The organism is Bacillus sp. FSL R5-0431, assembly GCF_038002985.1.
Taxonomy (GTDB): domain Bacteria; phylum Bacillota; class Bacilli; order Bacillales; family Bacillaceae; genus Bacillus.
On record NZ_JBBOOG010000001.1, the window covers coordinates 94493 to 111760 of the forward strand.

The window sequence follows — 17268 nt, forward strand, 5'->3', positions numbered from 1 at the left end:
CTAAGGATATATGGAGCAGCGTACGTTTTCGTCTTGTTTAGTTTTGAAGGATCATTCCTTCAAGATATGTCTCTAGCGAGACAGGATTGTTCTTTGAAAACTAGATAACAATAAGTAATACATTCACATTGAATGCAATGCAAAGTTCATCACACATAGTGATTCTTTCTAAAGTAAGAAATGGTTAAGTTAGAAAGGGCGCACGGTGGATGCCTTGGCACTAGGAGCCGATGAAGGACGGGACGAACACCGATATGCTTCGGGGAGCTGTAAGCAAGCTTTGATCCGGAGATTTCCGAATGGGGAAACCCACTGCTCGTAATGGAGTAGTATCCATACTTGAATACATAGAGTATGAGAAGGCATACCCGGGGAACTGAAACATCTAAGTACCCGGAGGAAGAGAAAGCAAATGCGATTCCCTGAGTAGCGGCGAGCGAAACGGGAACAGCCCAAACCAAGAGGCTTGCCTCTTGGGGTTGTAGGACACTCTATACGGAGTTACAAAGGAACGATATAAGCGAAGAGGTCTGGAAAGGCCCGCCAAAGAAGGTAACAGCCCTGTAACTGAAATGTTGTTCTCTCCAGAGTGGATCCTGAGTACGGCGGAACACGTGAAATTCCGTCGGAATCCGGGAGGACCATCTCCCAAGGCTAAATACTCCCTAGTGACCGATAGTGAACCAGTACCGTGAGGGAAAGGTGAAAAGCACCCCGGAAGGGGAGTGAAATAGATCCTGAAACCGTGTGCCTACAAGTAGTCAGAGCCCGTTAATGGGTGATGGCGTGCCTTTTGTAGAATGAACCGGCGAGTTACGATCCCGTGCAAGGTTAAGCAGAAGATGCGGAGCCGCAGCGAAAGCGAGTCTGAATAGGGCGCATGAGTACGTGGTCGTAGACCCGAAACCAGGTGATCTACCCATGTCCAGGGTGAAGTTCAGGTAACACTGAATGGAGGCCCGAACCCACGCACGTTGAAAAGTGCGGGGATGAGGTGTGGGTAGGGGTGAAATGCCAATCGAACCTGGAGATAGCTGGTTCTCTCCGAAATAGCTTTAGGGCTAGCCTCAAGGTAAGAGTCTCGGAGGTAGAGCACTGATTGGACTAGGGGCCCCTACCGGGTTACCGAATTCAGTCAAACTCCGAATGCCGATGACTTATCCTTGGGAGTCAGACTGCGAGTGATAAGATCCGTAGTCGAAAGGGAAACAGCCCAGACCGCCAGCTAAGGTCCCAAAGTATACGTTAAGTGGAAAAGGATGTGGAGTTGCTTAGACAACCAGGATGTTGGCTTAGAAGCAGCCACCATTTAAAGAGTGCGTAATAGCTCACTGGTCGAGTGACTCTGCGCCGAAAATGTACCGGGGCTAAACGTATCACCGAAGCTGCGGACTGTTCTTACGAACAGTGGTAGGAGAGCGTTCTAAGTGCTGTGAAGTCAGACCGGAAGGACTGGTGGAGCGCTTAGAAGTGAGAATGCCGGTATGAGTAGCGAAAGACGGGTGAGAATCCCGTCCACCGAATGCCTAAGGTTTCCTGAGGAAGGCTCGTCCGCTCAGGGTTAGTCGGGACCTAAGCCGAGGCCGAAAGGCGTAGGCGATGGACAACAGGTTGATATTCCTGTACCACCTCCTCACCATTTGAGCAATGGGGGGACGCAGGAGGATAGGGTAAGCGCGGTATTGGATATCCGCGTCCAAGCAGTTAGGCTGGGAAATAGGCAAATCCGTTTCCCGTAAAGGCTGAGCTGTGATGGCGAGCGAAATTTAGTAGCGAAGTTCCTGATTCCACACTGCCAAGAAAAGCCTCTAGCGAGGTGAGAGGTGCCCGTACCGCAAACCGACACAGGTAGGCGAGGAGAGAATCCTAAGGTGATCGAGAGAACTCTCGTTAAGGAACTCGGCAAAATGACCCCGTAACTTCGGGAGAAGGGGTGCTTCTTAGGGTGTTAAAGCCCCGAGAAGCCGCAGTGAATAGGCCCAGGCGACTGTTTAGCAAAAACACAGGTCTCTGCGAAGCCGTAAGGCGAAGTATAGGGGCTGACGCCTGCCCGGTGCTGGAAGGTTAAGAGGAGCGCTTAGCGTAAGCGAAGGTGCGAATTGAAGCCCCAGTAAACGGCGGCCGTAACTATAACGGTCCTAAGGTAGCGAAATTCCTTGTCGGGTAAGTTCCGACCCGCACGAAAGGCGCAACGATCTGGGCACTGTCTCAACGAGAGACTCGGTGAAATTATAGTACCTGTGAAGATGCAGGTTACCCGCGACAGGACGGAAAGACCCCGTGGAGCTTTACTGCAGCCTGATATTGAATGTTGGTACAGCTTGTACAGGATAGGTAGGAGCCTTGGAAACCGGAGCGCTAGCTTCGGTGGAGGCATCGGTGGGATACTACCCTGGCTGTATTGACCTTCTAACCCGCTGCCCTTATCGGGCAGGGAGACAGTGTCAGGTGGGCAGTTTGACTGGGGCGGTCGCCTCCTAAAATGTAACGGAGGCGCCCAAAGGTTCCCTCAGAATGGTTGGAAATCATTCGCAGAGTGTAAAGGCACAAGGGAGCTTGACTGCGAGACCTACAAGTCGAGCAGGGACGAAAGTCGGGCTTAGTGATCCGGTGGTTCCGCATGGAAGGGCCATCGCTCAACGGATAAAAGCTACCCCGGGGATAACAGGCTTATCTCCCCCAAGAGTCCACATCGACGGGGAGGTTTGGCACCTCGATGTCGGCTCATCGCATCCTGGGGCTGTAGTCGGTCCCAAGGGTTGGGCTGTTCGCCCATTAAAGCGGTACGCGAGCTGGGTTCAGAACGTCGTGAGACAGTTCGGTCCCTATCCGTCGCGGGCGCAGGAAATTTGAGAGGAGCTGTCCTTAGTACGAGAGGACCGGGATGGACGCACCGCTGGTGTACCAGTTGTTCTGCCAAGGGCATCGCTGGGTAGCTATGTGCGGACGGGATAAGTGCTGAAAGCATCTAAGCATGAAGCCCCCCTCAAGATGAGATTTCCCATTCCGCAAGGAAGTAAGATCCCTGAAAGATGATCAGGTTGATAGGTCTGAGGTGGAAGCGTGGTGACACGTGGAGCTGACAGATACTAATAGATCGAGGACTTAACCTATATTCTAATGTGAAGCTTGAACATTGTTATCTAGTTTTGAGAGAACATTCTCTCCATCAGGTTTGGTGGCGATAGCGAAGAGGTCACACCCGTTCCCATACCGAACACGGAAGTTAAGCTCTTCAGCGCCGATGGTAGTTGGGGGTCTCCCCCTGTGAGAGTAGGACGCCGCCAAGCTTTTCTAAGGATCAGTTCCATACGGAACTGGTCTTTTTTGTGTTTTTTGAAAAAATTACTTCTATTAAATCACTTTGTAAAGTGAGAAGTGATGATTTAGTAAATGCCTCATCGATAAGTTGATCTTTCCGTCCGTCTCACTTTCATGTATTTTCATTGAACAACGCAGCTGTTGTTGTGGGTCGGCCGTTCAATTCGTTTAGGATGAAGATCAAAAGCATAGAAAGCAGCTAATAAGAATTTTCTTTGGCAGCCAGATACAGAGGACTGTTTAGAGACACACTAGATGACTGAGTATCGCCAAAGAACATAGAACACCTACAGTTGAATTTTTCGCTCTAAGTAAGAACAAGAAAGAATCAATAACTAGCTTGTTACCCTTAGTAACACTTTGATATTGAAGATAGTAAAGAAACAGCATCATTTAAGGATATTTTTACATGAAAATGATTTCTCAGAAAAATAAAATAATAAAAGAATTCCTTCTCTAAATGATTTGTATGAGAAGATATATTGAATAAAATAAGCATGTAAAAAGCTTGAAAAGGGTAATTTTACATCAACAAAGCTTTATTAGAGTCCTTTTTAAGAAAAAAATATAAAAAGATGAAAAAAAGACTTTTAAAATGATGAGACAAGTGGTAGAATTCTTTAGGTGCCTTAACGAAAAGACGAAAAAACAACTTTAAAATAAATTCAAAAATTATTTTAAAAAAGTCTTTACAAACAATATCTTATCGTTATATAATACTATTTGTCGGATCGAGAGACATTCGAAATGACAACACAATATGGAGGATTAGCTCAGCTGGGAGAGCATCTGCCTTACAAGCAGAGGGTCGGCGGTTCGAGCCCGTCATCCTCCACCATATTTATTCTTACATAATGTTAGGATAGATAAAGCCGGTGTAGCTCAACTGGTAGAGCAACTGACTTGTAATCAGTAGGTTGGGGGTTCAAGTCCTCTTGCCGGCACCACTTTCATATGGTAAGATAGACAAGTCGCTTTTAAAGAGAGCCATTAGCTCAGTTGGTAGAGCATCTGACTTTTAATCAGAGGGTCGAAGGTTCGAGTCCTTCATGGCTCACCATGTTTCATGCGGGTGTGGCGGAATTGGCAGACGCGCTAGACTTAGGATCTAGTGTCTTTATGACGTGGGGGTTCAAGTCCCTTCACCCGCATTGCCAAATAAAATAAAGAAATCCTGTAATGCGGAAGTAGTTCAGTGGTAGAACACCACCTTGCCAAGGTGGGGGTCGCGGGTTCGAATCCCGTCTTCCGCTTATACCATCCACGCCGGGGTGGTGGAATTGGCAGACACACAGGACTTAAAATCCTGCGGTAGGTGACTACCGTGCCGGTTCAAGTCCGGCCCTCGGCATTATAAAATAAGCGCCCGTAGCTCAATTGGATAGAGCGTTTGACTACGGATCAAAAGGTTAGGGGTTCGACTCCTCTCGGGCGCGCCATTAAGATCGGGAAGTAGCTCAGCTTGGTAGAGCACTTGGTTTGGGACCAAGGGGTCGCAGGTTCGAATCCTGTCTTCCCGACCATCTTTTATGGGGCCTTAGCTCAGCTGGGAGAGCGCCTGCCTTGCACGCAGGAGGTCAGCGGTTCGATCCCGCTAGGCTCCACCAATATGATCTTTGAAAACTAAACAAGACAAAACGTACCTGTTAATTCGAGTTTTTATAAAAAAATCCTATGATACATCATAGGTAGTCAGTCAAACTGGCGAAAAACAAAACTTCGGTTTTGTACTTTTTCGGAGAGTTTGATCCTGGCTCAGGACGAACGCTGGCGGCGTGCCTAATACATGCAAGTCGAGCGGACAGAAGGGAGCTTGCTCCCGGATGTTAGCGGCGGACGGGTGAGTAACACGTGGGTAACCTGCCTGTAAGACTGGGATAACTCCGGGAAACCGGAGCTAATACCGGATAGTTCCTTGAACCGCATGGTTCAAGGATGAAAGACGGTTTCGGCTGTCACTTACAGATGGACCCGCGGCGCATTAGCTAGTTGGTGGGGTAATGGCTCACCAAGGCGACGATGCGTAGCCGACCTGAGAGGGTGATCGGCCACACTGGGACTGAGACACGGCCCAGACTCCTACGGGAGGCAGCAGTAGGGAATCTTCCGCAATGGACGAAAGTCTGACGGAGCAACGCCGCGTGAGTGATGAAGGTTTTCGGATCGTAAAGCTCTGTTGTTAGGGAAGAACAAGTGCGAGAGTAACTGCTCGCACCTTGACGGTACCTAACCAGAAAGCCACGGCTAACTACGTGCCAGCAGCCGCGGTAATACGTAGGTGGCAAGCGTTGTCCGGAATTATTGGGCGTAAAGGGCTCGCAGGCGGTTTCTTAAGTCTGATGTGAAAGCCCCCGGCTCAACCGGGGAGGGTCATTGGAAACTGGGAAACTTGAGTGCAGAAGAGGAGAGTGGAATTCCACGTGTAGCGGTGAAATGCGTAGAGATGTGGAGGAACACCAGTGGCGAAGGCGACTCTCTGGTCTGTAACTGACGCTGAGGAGCGAAAGCGTGGGGAGCGAACAGGATTAGATACCCTGGTAGTCCACGCCGTAAACGATGAGTGCTAAGTGTTAGGGGGTTTCCGCCCCTTAGTGCTGCAGCTAACGCATTAAGCACTCCGCCTGGGGAGTACGGTCGCAAGACTGAAACTCAAAGGAATTGACGGGGGCCCGCACAAGCGGTGGAGCATGTGGTTTAATTCGAAGCAACGCGAAGAACCTTACCAGGTCTTGACATCCTCTGACAACCCTAGAGATAGGACTTTCCCTTCGGGGACAGAGTGACAGGTGGTGCATGGTTGTCGTCAGCTCGTGTCGTGAGATGTTGGGTTAAGTCCCGCAACGAGCGCAACCCTTGATCTTAGTTGCCAGCATTTAGTTGGGCACTCTAAGGTGACTGCCGGTGACAAACCGGAGGAAGGTGGGGATGACGTCAAATCATCATGCCCCTTATGACCTGGGCTACACACGTGCTACAATGGACAGAACAAAGGGCTGCGAGACCGCAAGGTTTAGCCAATCCCATAAATCTGTTCTCAGTTCGGATCGCAGTCTGCAACTCGACTGCGTGAAGCTGGAATCGCTAGTAATCGCGGATCAGCATGCCGCGGTGAATACGTTCCCGGGCCTTGTACACACCGCCCGTCACACCACGAGAGTTTGCAACACCCGAAGTCGGTGAGGTAACCTTTATGGAGCCAGCCGCCGAAGGTGGGGCAGATGATTGGGGTGAAGTCGTAACAAGGTAGCCGTATCGGAAGGTGCGGCTGGATCACCTCCTTTCTAAGGATATATGGAGCAGCGTACGTTTTCGTCTTGTTTAGTTTTGAAGGATCATTCCTTCAAGATATGTCTCTAGCGAGACAGGATTGTTCTTTGAAAACTAGATAACAATAAGTAATACATTCACATTGAATGCAATGCAAAGTTCATCACACATAGTGATTCTTTCTAAAGTAAGAAATGGTTAAGTTAGAAAGGGCGCACGGTGGATGCCTTGGCACTAGGAGCCGATGAAGGACGGGACGAACACCGATATGCTTCGGGGAGCTGTAAGCAAGCTTTGATCCGGAGATTTCCGAATGGGGAAACCCACTGCTCGTAATGGAGTAGTATCCATACTTGAATACATAGAGTATGAGAAGGCATACCCGGGGAACTGAAACATCTAAGTACCCGGAGGAAGAGAAAGCAAATGCGATTCCCTGAGTAGCGGCGAGCGAAACGGGAACAGCCCAAACCAAGAGGCTTGCCTCTTGGGGTTGTAGGACACTCTATACGGAGTTACAAAGGAACGATATAAGCGAAGAGGTCTGGAAAGGCCCGCCAAAGAAGGTAACAGCCCTGTAACTGAAATGTTGTTCTCTCCAGAGTGGATCCTGAGTACGGCGGAACACGTGAAATTCCGTCGGAATCCGGGAGGACCATCTCCCAAGGCTAAATACTCCCTAGTGACCGATAGTGAACCAGTACCGTGAGGGAAAGGTGAAAAGCACCCCGGAAGGGGAGTGAAATAGATCCTGAAACCGTGTGCCTACAAGTAGTCAGAGCCCGTTAATGGGTGATGGCGTGCCTTTTGTAGAATGAACCGGCGAGTTACGATCCCGTGCAAGGTTAAGCAGAAGATGCGGAGCCGCAGCGAAAGCGAGTCTGAATAGGGCGCATGAGTACGTGGTCGTAGACCCGAAACCAGGTGATCTACCCATGTCCAGGGTGAAGTTCAGGTAACACTGAATGGAGGCCCGAACCCACGCACGTTGAAAAGTGCGGGGATGAGGTGTGGGTAGGGGTGAAATGCCAATCGAACCTGGAGATAGCTGGTTCTCTCCGAAATAGCTTTAGGGCTAGCCTCAAGGTAAGAGTCTCGGAGGTAGAGCACTGATTGGACTAGGGGCCCCTACCGGGTTACCGAATTCAGTCAAACTCCGAATGCCGATGACTTATCCTTGGGAGTCAGACTGCGAGTGATAAGATCCGTAGTCGAAAGGGAAACAGCCCAGACCGCCAGCTAAGGTCCCAAAGTATACGTTAAGTGGAAAAGGATGTGGAGTTGCTTAGACAACCAGGATGTTGGCTTAGAAGCAGCCACCATTTAAAGAGTGCGTAATAGCTCACTGGTCGAGTGACTCTGCGCCGAAAATGTACCGGGGCTAAACGTATCACCGAAGCTGCGGACTGTTCTTACGAACAGTGGTAGGAGAGCGTTCTAAGTGCTGTGAAGTCAGACCGGAAGGACTGGTGGAGCGCTTAGAAGTGAGAATGCCGGTATGAGTAGCGAAAGACGGGTGAGAATCCCGTCCACCGAATGCCTAAGGTTTCCTGAGGAAGGCTCGTCCGCTCAGGGTTAGTCGGGACCTAAGCCGAGGCCGAAAGGCGTAGGCGATGGACAACAGGTTGATATTCCTGTACCACCTCCTCACCATTTGAGCAATGGGGGGACGCAGGAGGATAGGGTAAGCGCGGTATTGGATATCCGCGTCCAAGCAGTTAGGCTGGGAAATAGGCAAATCCGTTTCCCGTAAAGGCTGAGCTGTGATGGCGAGCGAAATTTAGTAGCGAAGTTCCTGATTCCACACTGCCAAGAAAAGCCTCTAGCGAGGTGAGAGGTGCCCGTACCGCAAACCGACACAGGTAGGCGAGGAGAGAATCCTAAGGTGATCGAGAGAACTCTCGTTAAGGAACTCGGCAAAATGACCCCGTAACTTCGGGAGAAGGGGTGCTTCTTAGGGTGTTAAAGCCCCGAGAAGCCGCAGTGAATAGGCCCAGGCGACTGTTTAGCAAAAACACAGGTCTCTGCGAAGCCGTAAGGCGAAGTATAGGGGCTGACGCCTGCCCGGTGCTGGAAGGTTAAGAGGAGCGCTTAGCGTAAGCGAAGGTGCGAATTGAAGCCCCAGTAAACGGCGGCCGTAACTATAACGGTCCTAAGGTAGCGAAATTCCTTGTCGGGTAAGTTCCGACCCGCACGAAAGGCGCAACGATCTGGGCACTGTCTCAACGAGAGACTCGGTGAAATTATAGTACCTGTGAAGATGCAGGTTACCCGCGACAGGACGGAAAGACCCCGTGGAGCTTTACTGCAGCCTGATATTGAATGTTGGTACAGCTTGTACAGGATAGGTAGGAGCCTTGGAAACCGGAGCGCTAGCTTCGGTGGAGGCATCGGTGGGATACTACCCTGGCTGTATTGACCTTCTAACCCGCTGCCCTTATCGGGCAGGGAGACAGTGTCAGGTGGGCAGTTTGACTGGGGCGGTCGCCTCCTAAAATGTAACGGAGGCGCCCAAAGGTTCCCTCAGAATGGTTGGAAATCATTCGCAGAGTGTAAAGGCACAAGGGAGCTTGACTGCGAGACCTACAAGTCGAGCAGGGACGAAAGTCGGGCTTAGTGATCCGGTGGTTCCGCATGGAAGGGCCATCGCTCAACGGATAAAAGCTACCCCGGGGATAACAGGCTTATCTCCCCCAAGAGTCCACATCGACGGGGAGGTTTGGCACCTCGATGTCGGCTCATCGCATCCTGGGGCTGTAGTCGGTCCCAAGGGTTGGGCTGTTCGCCCATTAAAGCGGTACGCGAGCTGGGTTCAGAACGTCGTGAGACAGTTCGGTCCCTATCCGTCGCGGGCGCAGGAAATTTGAGAGGAGCTGTCCTTAGTACGAGAGGACCGGGATGGACGCACCGCTGGTGTACCAGTTGTTCTGCCAAGGGCATCGCTGGGTAGCTATGTGCGGACGGGATAAGTGCTGAAAGCATCTAAGCATGAAGCCCCCCTCAAGATGAGATTTCCCATTCCGCAAGGAAGTAAGATCCCTGAAAGATGATCAGGTTGATAGGTCTGAGGTGGAAGCGTGGTGACACGTGGAGCTGACAGATACTAATAGATCGAGGACTTAACCTATATTCTAATGTGAAGCTTGAACATTGTTATCTAGTTTTGAGAGAACATTCTCTCCATCAGGTTTGGTGGCGATAGCGAAGAGGTCACACCCGTTCCCATACCGAACACGGAAGTTAAGCTCTTCAGCGCCGATGGTAGTTGGGGGTCTCCCCCTGTGAGAGTAGGACGCCGCCAAGCTTTTCTAAGGATCAGTTCCATACGGAACTGGTCTTTTTTGTGTTTTTGAGAGGTTTGACACCATATAAATGTGGAAATAATATTCTTAGTTGAGCGATTATCTTGAAAAATCGATCGAAAAAATTTATAGTAAGGTTAAAGTCAAATATAGTCAAAGTCAATGGAGGAGGAGGCGGAGTGGCACAAAATATTTCTGATATCATCGAGCAGTATTTGAAGGAAGTCTTGGATCAGAATGGTCGAGAAATATTAGAAATTAAGCGCAATGAAATTGCAGATAAGTTTCAATGCGTACCTTCACAAATTAACTATGTTATCAATACACGCTTTACGAGCGAGAGAGGCTATATCGTTGAAAGTAAGCGTGGCGGCGGTGGCTATATCCGTATCATTAAAGTCAAAATGAATGATGAAGTCGACTTATTGAACAACATTATTTCCCAAATATATCATCGTTTATCACAGGCTGCCTCTGATCATATCATCATGCGTCTTGTAGAAAATAACATTTTATCTGAAAGAGAAGCTAAGATGATGATCAGTGTCATGGACCGTTCTGTTTTGCACATTGATTTACCTGAACGAGATGAATTGCGGGCTCGGATGATGAAAGCGATGTTAAATGCTTTGAAATTAAAGTAAAGCGGGTGAAAAGATTGATTTGTCAAGAATGCAATGAGAGACCAGCCACTTTTCACTTTACGAAAGTTATAAATGGAGAAAAACAAGAAATGCACATATGTGAACAATGTGCAAAAGAAAACAGTGATTCATATGCTATGAGTGGAAACCAAGGTTTCTCGATTCACAACTTATTATCAGGCTTATTGAATATTGATCCTAGCTTCACCACAAGTGCTAATAAGGAATCATCCATTTTTCAAGAAGCGAGAGAAGTGGATCAATGTCCTAAGTGTGGCTTAACCTTTCAACAATTCAGAAAAACAGGCCGTTTTGGCTGTGCAGAATGCTATCGTTCATTTGATCAGTATCTGAACCCTGTTTTACGGAAAGTCCATAGTGGAAATACAGTCCATAATGGAAAAGTGCCTAAACGGATTGCCGGCAGTCTTCATGTCCGCCGGAAACTTGAGTTAATGCAGCAAGAGCTGAAGCAGTTGATTGAACAAGAAGAGTTTGAAAAAGCAGCGGAAGTTCGAGATCAAATTCGTGCATTAGAGCACGAGCAATCTCAGCAGAGGGAGGGAGATTAACAACATGTCGCTCCAGCATTTTATTCAAGACGCTTTAAGTCAATGGATGAAACAAAAAGGACCAGAAAGTGACATTGTTCTAAGCAGTCGAATCCGGCTAGCACGCAACCTAGAGCATGTTCGTTTCCCAACTCAGTTTTCTCAAGAAGAGGCTGAAGCTGTCCTCCAGCAATTCGAGCAAAAGTTTGCTAGCCAGGAAGTGAAGGACATCGGAAACTTTGTTCTGATTCGTATGAATGAAACGCAGTCTTTAGCAAAGAGAGTACTTGTTGAAAAACATTTGATCAGCCCAAACTTAGCTGAATCAAGATTTGGCGGTTGTTTGCTTTCTGAAAATGAGGAAATCAGTGTGATGCTGAATGAAGAAGACCATATTCGGATCCAATGCTTATTCCCAGGATTCCAACTAGCCAATGCATTAAAAGCGGCTAATCAGATAGATGACTGGATTGAAGAGCAAGTGGATTATGCGTTTTCGGAAAAGCGGGGATACTTAACAAGCTGTCCAACTAATGTAGGTACAGGTATTAGGGCATCGGTCATGATGCATTTACCAGCTTTAGCCCTCACAAGACAAATGAATCGGATTATTCCGGCCATTAATCAATTAGGTCTTGTAGTCAGAGGAATTTATGGTGAAGGCAGCGAAGCAATAGGGAACATCTTTCAAATTTCAAATCAAATGACACTTGGTCAATCAGAAGAAGATATTGTAGACGACTTAAATAGTGTGACCGCTCAGCTCATTGAACAAGAGCGATCTGCACGAAAGGCGTTATATCAAACATCTCAAATTGAACTTGAGGACAGAGTGTACCGTTCCTTAGGGATTTTGTCCAATTGTCGCATGATTGAATCAAAGGAAACAGCAAAGTGTTTGTCAGATGTGCGCCTTGGAATTGATTTAGGTATCATTAAGGGGCTTTCAAGTAATATACTGAATGAACTCATGATTTTGACTCAGCCTGGCTTTCTTCAACAGTACTCAGGAGGAGCTTTGGAGCCAAATGAACGAGATATAAAACGAGCAGCGATTATTAGAGAAAGGCTGCGTTTAGAAATGCATAGGAATGGACAGGAGGATGAAACGATATGATGTTTGGAAGATTCACTGAAAGAGCTCAAAAGGTATTAGCACTTGCACAAGAAGAAGCCATTCGCCTAGGCCATAAGAACATTGGTACTGAGCACATTTTACTTGGTCTAGTACGTGAGGGTGAGGGCATCGCCGCAAAAGCGTTAGAAGCACTGGGCCTTGTTTCAGATAAAATCCAAAAAGAAGTCGAAAGCTTGATTGGAAGAGGGCAAGAGGTGTCTCAAGCTATTCCTCATTATACGCCTAGAGCGAAGAAGGTCACTGAGCTTTCAATGGATGAAGCAAGAAAGCTAGGTCATTCCTATGTAGGGACAGAACATATTCTATTAGGTCTTATTCGCGAGGGAGAGGGTGTAGCTGCCCGCGTTTTAAATAACCTCGGAGTGAGCTTAAATAAAGCACGTCAGCAAGTTCTGCAGCTGCTTGGCAGCAATGAAACAGGTGCATCTGCCGCTGGCTCTAACAGCAATGCAAATACACCAACATTAGATAGCTTGGCAAGAGATTTAACAGCTATTGCGAAAGAAGACAGCTTGGACCCTGTCATTGGAAGAAGCAAAGAAATTCAGCGTGTCATTGAGGTCCTAAGCAGAAGAACAAAAAATAACCCTGTGCTGATTGGTGAGCCTGGTGTTGGTAAAACAGCCATCGCTGAAGGTCTTGCGCAGCAAATTATTCATAATGAAGTGCCTGAAATCCTGCGCGATAAACGAGTGATGACACTTGATATGGGAACCGTTGTAGCGGGAACGAAATATCGTGGTGAATTTGAGGATCGTTTGAAAAAAGTCATGGACGAAATTCGTCAGGCAGGAAATATCATTCTCTTCATTGATGAGCTTCATACACTCATTGGTGCTGGTGGAGCAGAGGGTGCGATTGACGCATCTAATATTCTCAAGCCATCCTTAGCACGTGGAGAGCTTCAATGTATCGGGGCGACAACGTTAGATGAGTACCGTAAATATATTGAAAAGGATGCTGCGCTTGAACGACGTTTCCAGCCAATTCAAGTGGATCAGCCATCTGTTGATGAAAGTATTCAAATCTTAAGAGGACTTCGAGATCGTTATGAGGCACATCACCGTGTGTCCATTACAGATGAAGCGATTGAGGCGGCGGTGAAGCTGTCTGACCGTTATATTTCTGATCGTTTCCTTCCAGATAAGGCGATTGATTTAATTGATGAGGCAGGTTCGAAAGTCCGCTTACGTTCTTTCACAACACCGCCTAACCTAAAAGAACTAGAGCAAAAGCTCGATGAAGTACGCAAGGAAAAGGATGCTGCTGTTCAAAGTCAGGAATTTGAAAAAGCAGCTTCTCTTCGAGATACGGAACAGCGTTTGCGTGAAAAAGTAGAAGTCACAAAGAAATCTTGGAAAGAAAAGCAAGGACAGGAGAATTCAGAGGTATCAGTGGATGATATCGCAATGGTTGTCTCTAGCTGGACGGGAGTGCCTGTTTCAAAAATTGCACAAACAGAAACAGATAAGCTTCTCAATATGGAACAATTGCTCCATTCTCGTGTGATTGGGCAGGATGAAGCGGTTGTCGCTGTAGCAAAAGCTGTGAGACGTGCGCGTGCTGGCCTAAAAGATCCAAAACGTCCAATCGGCTCCTTTATCTTCTTAGGCCCAACAGGGGTTGGTAAAACGGAGCTTGCAAGAGCACTCGCAGAGTCTATTTTCGGTGATGAAGAAGCGATGATCCGTATTGATATGTCTGAATACATGGAAAAACACTCTACATCTAGACTTGTTGGGTCACCTCCAGGCTATGTTGGCTATGAAGAAGGCGGTCAACTGACTGAAAAAGTGAGAAGAAAACCTTATTCTGTTGTGCTTTTAGACGAGATTGAAAAGGCACATCCAGATGTATTCAACATTTTGCTGCAAGTGTTAGAAGATGGCCGTCTGACTGATTCTAAAGGGCGTACCGTTGACTTTAGAAATACGATTTTGATCATGACATCCAACGTTGGAGCTAGTGAACTGAAGCGAAATAAATATGTTGGCTTTAATGTGCAGGATGAAGGACAAAATTACAAGGATATGAAAGGCAAAGTGATGGGCGAGTTGAAGCGTGCATTTAGACCAGAATTCATCAACCGTATTGATGAAATCATTGTCTTCCATTCACTTGAAAAGAAACATCTAAAAGAGATCGTGTCTCTCATGTCTGATCAATTGACGAAACGATTAAAAGAACAAGACCTTTCAATCGAATTGACGGAAGCAGCAAAAGCGAAGATTGCCGACGAAGGTGTAGATCTTGAGTACGGTGCGCGCCCGTTAAGAAGAGCGATTCAAAAGCATGTGGAGGATCGACTTTCTGAGGAGCTTCTGAAGGGTAATATTGAAAAAGGTCAACATATCGTATTAGATGTGGAAGATGGAGAAATTGTCGTAAAAACGACGGCTGCTACGAACTAATATAGTAAGAAAAAAGTGTGAGGCATACCAGTAAAGTGTATGCCTCCCTTTACTTATTTTCTGACCAGTATAAGGAGTTGTATTCTTCAATCTATGGCTAAGACAAAATCAAAATTTATATGCCAATCGTGCGGTTATGAGTCAGCCAAATGGATGGGGAAATGTCCAGGCTGCGGCACGTGGAACAGTATGACAGAAGAGGTCGTTCGCAAAGAGCCGGCAAACCGTCGAAGCGCTTTTAATCATTCTGTTCAAACCATTCAAAAACCTTCACCTATATCTGCAATTGAAACATCAGATGAACCCCGAATCAAAACGAATTTAGAAGAATTTAACCGAGTATTAGGAAGTGGAATTGTCAAAGGCTCTCTTGTTCTCATTGGCGGAGATCCTGGGATTGGGAAGTCCACATTATTATTACAAGTATCAGCACAGCTCTCAGACAAAAATCAGAATGTATTATACATATCTGGTGAGGAGTCCATTAAACAAACGAAGCTAAGAGCTGACCGCCTCGGCATAAAAAGCACCTCTTTACATGTTTTGGCTGAAACCGATATGGAGTATATAACGTCTGCTATACAAGAGATGAAACCCGCTTTTGTCGTGGTGGATTCGATTCAAACCGTTTATCAAAGCGATATTACGTCAGCTCCTGGGTCTGTATCTCAAGTGAGAGAATGTACAGCACAGCTGATGAAAATTGCCAAGACAAATGGTATTCCAATATTTATCGTTGGTCACGTGACCAAAGAAGGCTCGATCGCAGGTCCACGCCTTTTAGAGCATATGGTGGACACGGTTCTTTATTTTGAAGGCGAGCGTCATCATACGTTTCGTATCTTGCGTGCGGTGAAAAACCGATTTGGTTCAACGAATGAATTAGGGATTTTTGAAATGAGAGAGGAAGGGCTCACGGAAGTATTAAACCCATCCGAAATTTTCTTAGAAGAACGTTCGGCAGGTGTATCTGGTTCGTGTGTTGTTGCCTCAATGGAAGGAACAAGACCCGTTCTTGTCGAGATACAAGCATTAATTTCACCGACAAGCTTTGGGAATCCACGGAGAATGGCCACTGGCCTTGATCATAATCGTGTGTCATTGCTAATGGCCGTTTTAGAAAAACGTGTCGGACTGCTGCTGCAAAACCAAGATGCGTATTTAAAGGTCGCAGGCGGTGTGAAGCTTGACGAACCGGCGATTGATTTGGCCATTGCGGTCAGTATTGCTTCAAGCTTTAAAGACGCAGCGCCGCATCAAGCGGATTGCTTTATAGGAGAGGTCGGTCTGACGGGAGAAGTCAGAAGAGTATCAAGAATTGAACAGCGTGTGCAGGAAGCTGCGAAACTAGGATTTAAGCGAATGTTTATTCCTCAGGCGAATATAGATGGATGGAAAAAGCCGAGAGGGATTGAGTTAGTCGGTGTAGAAAATGTAGCGGAGGCACTTCGAATTTCACTAGGGGGATCATAGAAATGGAAAAAGAGAAAAAAGGAGCGAGAGAACTCGATCTCTTAGATATCGTACAGTTTGTGGCACCAGGGACACCTCTTCGGGCTGGGATCGAAAATGTCCTGAGGGCCAATACTGGCGGGCTCATTGTTGTTGGTTATAACGACAAAGTCAAGAGTGTTGTAGATGGAGGGTTTCATATTAACTCTGCCTTCTCCCCAGCACACTTATATGAATTGGCTAAGATGGATGGTGCCATTATTTTAAGCGATTCTGGTCAAAAGATCTTGTATGCGAACACACAGCTCATGCCAGATGCAACCATCCATTCATCGGAAACGGGCATGAGGCACCGTACTGCTGAACGTGTAGCGAAGCAGACAGGCTGCTTAATCATTGCGATTTCTGAACGGAGGAACGTCATTACCTTATACCAAGGGAATCGTCGTTATACGCTGAAAGATATTGGCTTTATTTTAACGAAGGCCAACCAAGCCATACAAACACTTGAGAAATATAAAACCATTTTAGATCACGCCATTTCTGCGCTAAGCGCCCTAGAATTTGAAGAGCTTGTGACCTTTGGTGATGTTTTATCCGTGCTGCATCGTTACGAGATGGTGCTTAGAATCAAAAATGAAATCAATATGTATATCAAAGAGCTCGGAACAGAAGGACATTTGATCCGTCTGCAAGTCAATGAACTGATTACGGATATGGAGCAGGAAGCGGCTTTATTTATTAAAGATTATGTGAAAGAAAAGATTAAAGATCCATATGTTCTGCTTAAACAGCTCCAAGATATGTCTAGCTTTGAGCTTTTAGATGACTCCATTCTGTACAAGTTACTTGGCTATCCAGCTTCTACAAATATTGACGAATATGTGTACACAAGAGGCTACAGATTGCTTCACAAAATCCCTAGACTGCCTATGCCAATCGTCGAAAACGTGGTTGAAGCGTTCGGTGTGTTAGATCGAATTATGGAAGCGGATGTACAAGATTTGGATGAAGTAGAAGGAATTGGAGAAGTAAGAGCGAAAAAGATAAAAAAAGGATTAAAAAGACTGCAAGAAAAACATTATATCGACCGCCAGCTATAAGGAGAGAAATTTTTCTTAAACACGGTTAAAAATGGATGAATATGGGTATATTAATGATGCTTTTGTTTTCTGTTGATTA

6 protein-coding genes, 9 tRNA genes and 5 rRNA genes are annotated in these 17268 nt (G+C 46.8%); all 20 read left to right on the plus strand.

From position 1 onward, the window contains the following. The first annotated feature begins 182 nt into the window (after window positions 1–182). The 20 genes from MKZ03_RS00500 to disA all read left to right on the plus strand — a co-directional run bounded on the left by MKZ03_RS00500 (window position 183) and on the right by disA (window position 17189). Window positions 183–3113, plus strand: a 23S ribosomal RNA gene (locus MKZ03_RS00500). Window positions 3114–3174: 61 nt separating this feature from the next. Then, window positions 3175–3290, plus strand: a 5S ribosomal RNA gene (gene rrf, locus MKZ03_RS00505). A gap of 793 nt (window positions 3291–4083) precedes the next feature. Next, window positions 4084–4159, plus strand: a tRNA-Val gene (locus tag MKZ03_RS00510). Window positions 4160–4192: 33 nt separating this feature from the next. Continuing rightward, window positions 4193–4268, plus strand: a tRNA-Thr gene (locus MKZ03_RS00515). 37 nt (window positions 4269–4305) lie between these two features. Then, a tRNA-Lys gene (locus tag MKZ03_RS00520) sits at window positions 4306–4381 on the plus strand. 8 nt (window positions 4382–4389) lie between these two features. Beyond that, a tRNA-Leu gene (locus MKZ03_RS00525) sits at window positions 4390–4472 on the plus strand. 30 nt (window positions 4473–4502) lie between these two features. Beyond that, window positions 4503–4574, plus strand: a tRNA-Gly gene (locus MKZ03_RS00530). 12 nt (window positions 4575–4586) lie between these two features. Further along, window positions 4587–4672 (plus strand) — tRNA-Leu (locus tag MKZ03_RS00535). 11 nt (window positions 4673–4683) lie between these two features. Then, window positions 4684–4760, plus strand: a tRNA-Arg gene (locus MKZ03_RS00540). A 7-nt stretch (window positions 4761–4767) separates the two neighbouring features. Further along, window positions 4768–4844: transfer RNA gene (locus MKZ03_RS00545), tRNA-Pro, on the plus strand. A gap of 8 nt (window positions 4845–4852) precedes the next feature. Next, window positions 4853–4928, plus strand: a tRNA-Ala gene (locus tag MKZ03_RS00550). 125 nt (window positions 4929–5053) lie between these two features. Then, window positions 5054–6602, plus strand: a 16S ribosomal RNA gene (locus MKZ03_RS00555). Window positions 6603–6784: 182 nt separating this feature from the next. After that, a 23S ribosomal RNA gene (locus MKZ03_RS00560) occupies window positions 6785–9715 on the plus strand. A gap of 61 nt (window positions 9716–9776) precedes the next feature. Next, a 5S ribosomal RNA gene (gene rrf, locus MKZ03_RS00565) occupies window positions 9777–9892 on the plus strand. Together the 16S, 23S and 5S rRNA genes with 9 tRNA genes alongside form the textbook arrangement of a ribosomal RNA operon. 177 nt (window positions 9893–10069) lie before the next feature. Then, the gene (locus MKZ03_RS00570; protein WP_003217184.1) at window positions 10070–10534 is read left to right on the plus strand and encodes a CtsR family transcriptional regulator; all 465 of its coding nucleotides are present in this window, start codon (window positions 10070–10072) and stop codon (window positions 10532–10534) included. A gap of 14 nt (window positions 10535–10548) precedes the next feature. Next, entirely contained in the window at window positions 10549–11106 is a 558-nt protein-coding gene (locus MKZ03_RS00575; protein ID WP_307498846.1) for a UvrB/UvrC motif-containing protein, read from the plus strand. Window positions 11107–11110: 4 nt separating this feature from the next. After that, window positions 11111–12202, plus strand: a complete 1092-nt coding sequence (locus MKZ03_RS00580; protein ID WP_341030647.1) for a protein arginine kinase — start codon at window positions 11111–11113, stop codon at window positions 12200–12202. Next, the gene (clpC, locus tag MKZ03_RS00585; protein WP_034665649.1) at window positions 12199–14634 is read left to right on the plus strand and encodes an ATP-dependent protease ATP-binding subunit ClpC; all 2436 of its coding nucleotides are present in this window, start codon (window positions 12199–12201) and stop codon (window positions 14632–14634) included. Before MKZ03_RS00580 ends, clpC begins: the two co-directional genes overlap by 4 nt. Window positions 14635–14727: 93 nt before the next feature. Continuing rightward, window positions 14728–16107, plus strand: a complete 1380-nt coding sequence (gene radA, locus MKZ03_RS00590) for a DNA repair protein RadA (RefSeq protein WP_034620767.1) — start codon at window positions 14728–14730, stop codon at window positions 16105–16107. Between the two features lie 2 nt (window positions 16108–16109). Continuing rightward, window positions 16110–17189, plus strand: coding sequence for a DNA integrity scanning diadenylate cyclase DisA (gene disA, locus MKZ03_RS00595; protein WP_012008686.1), 1080 nt, complete (start codon window positions 16110–16112; stop codon window positions 17187–17189). Window positions 17190–17268: the final 79 nt, after the last annotated feature.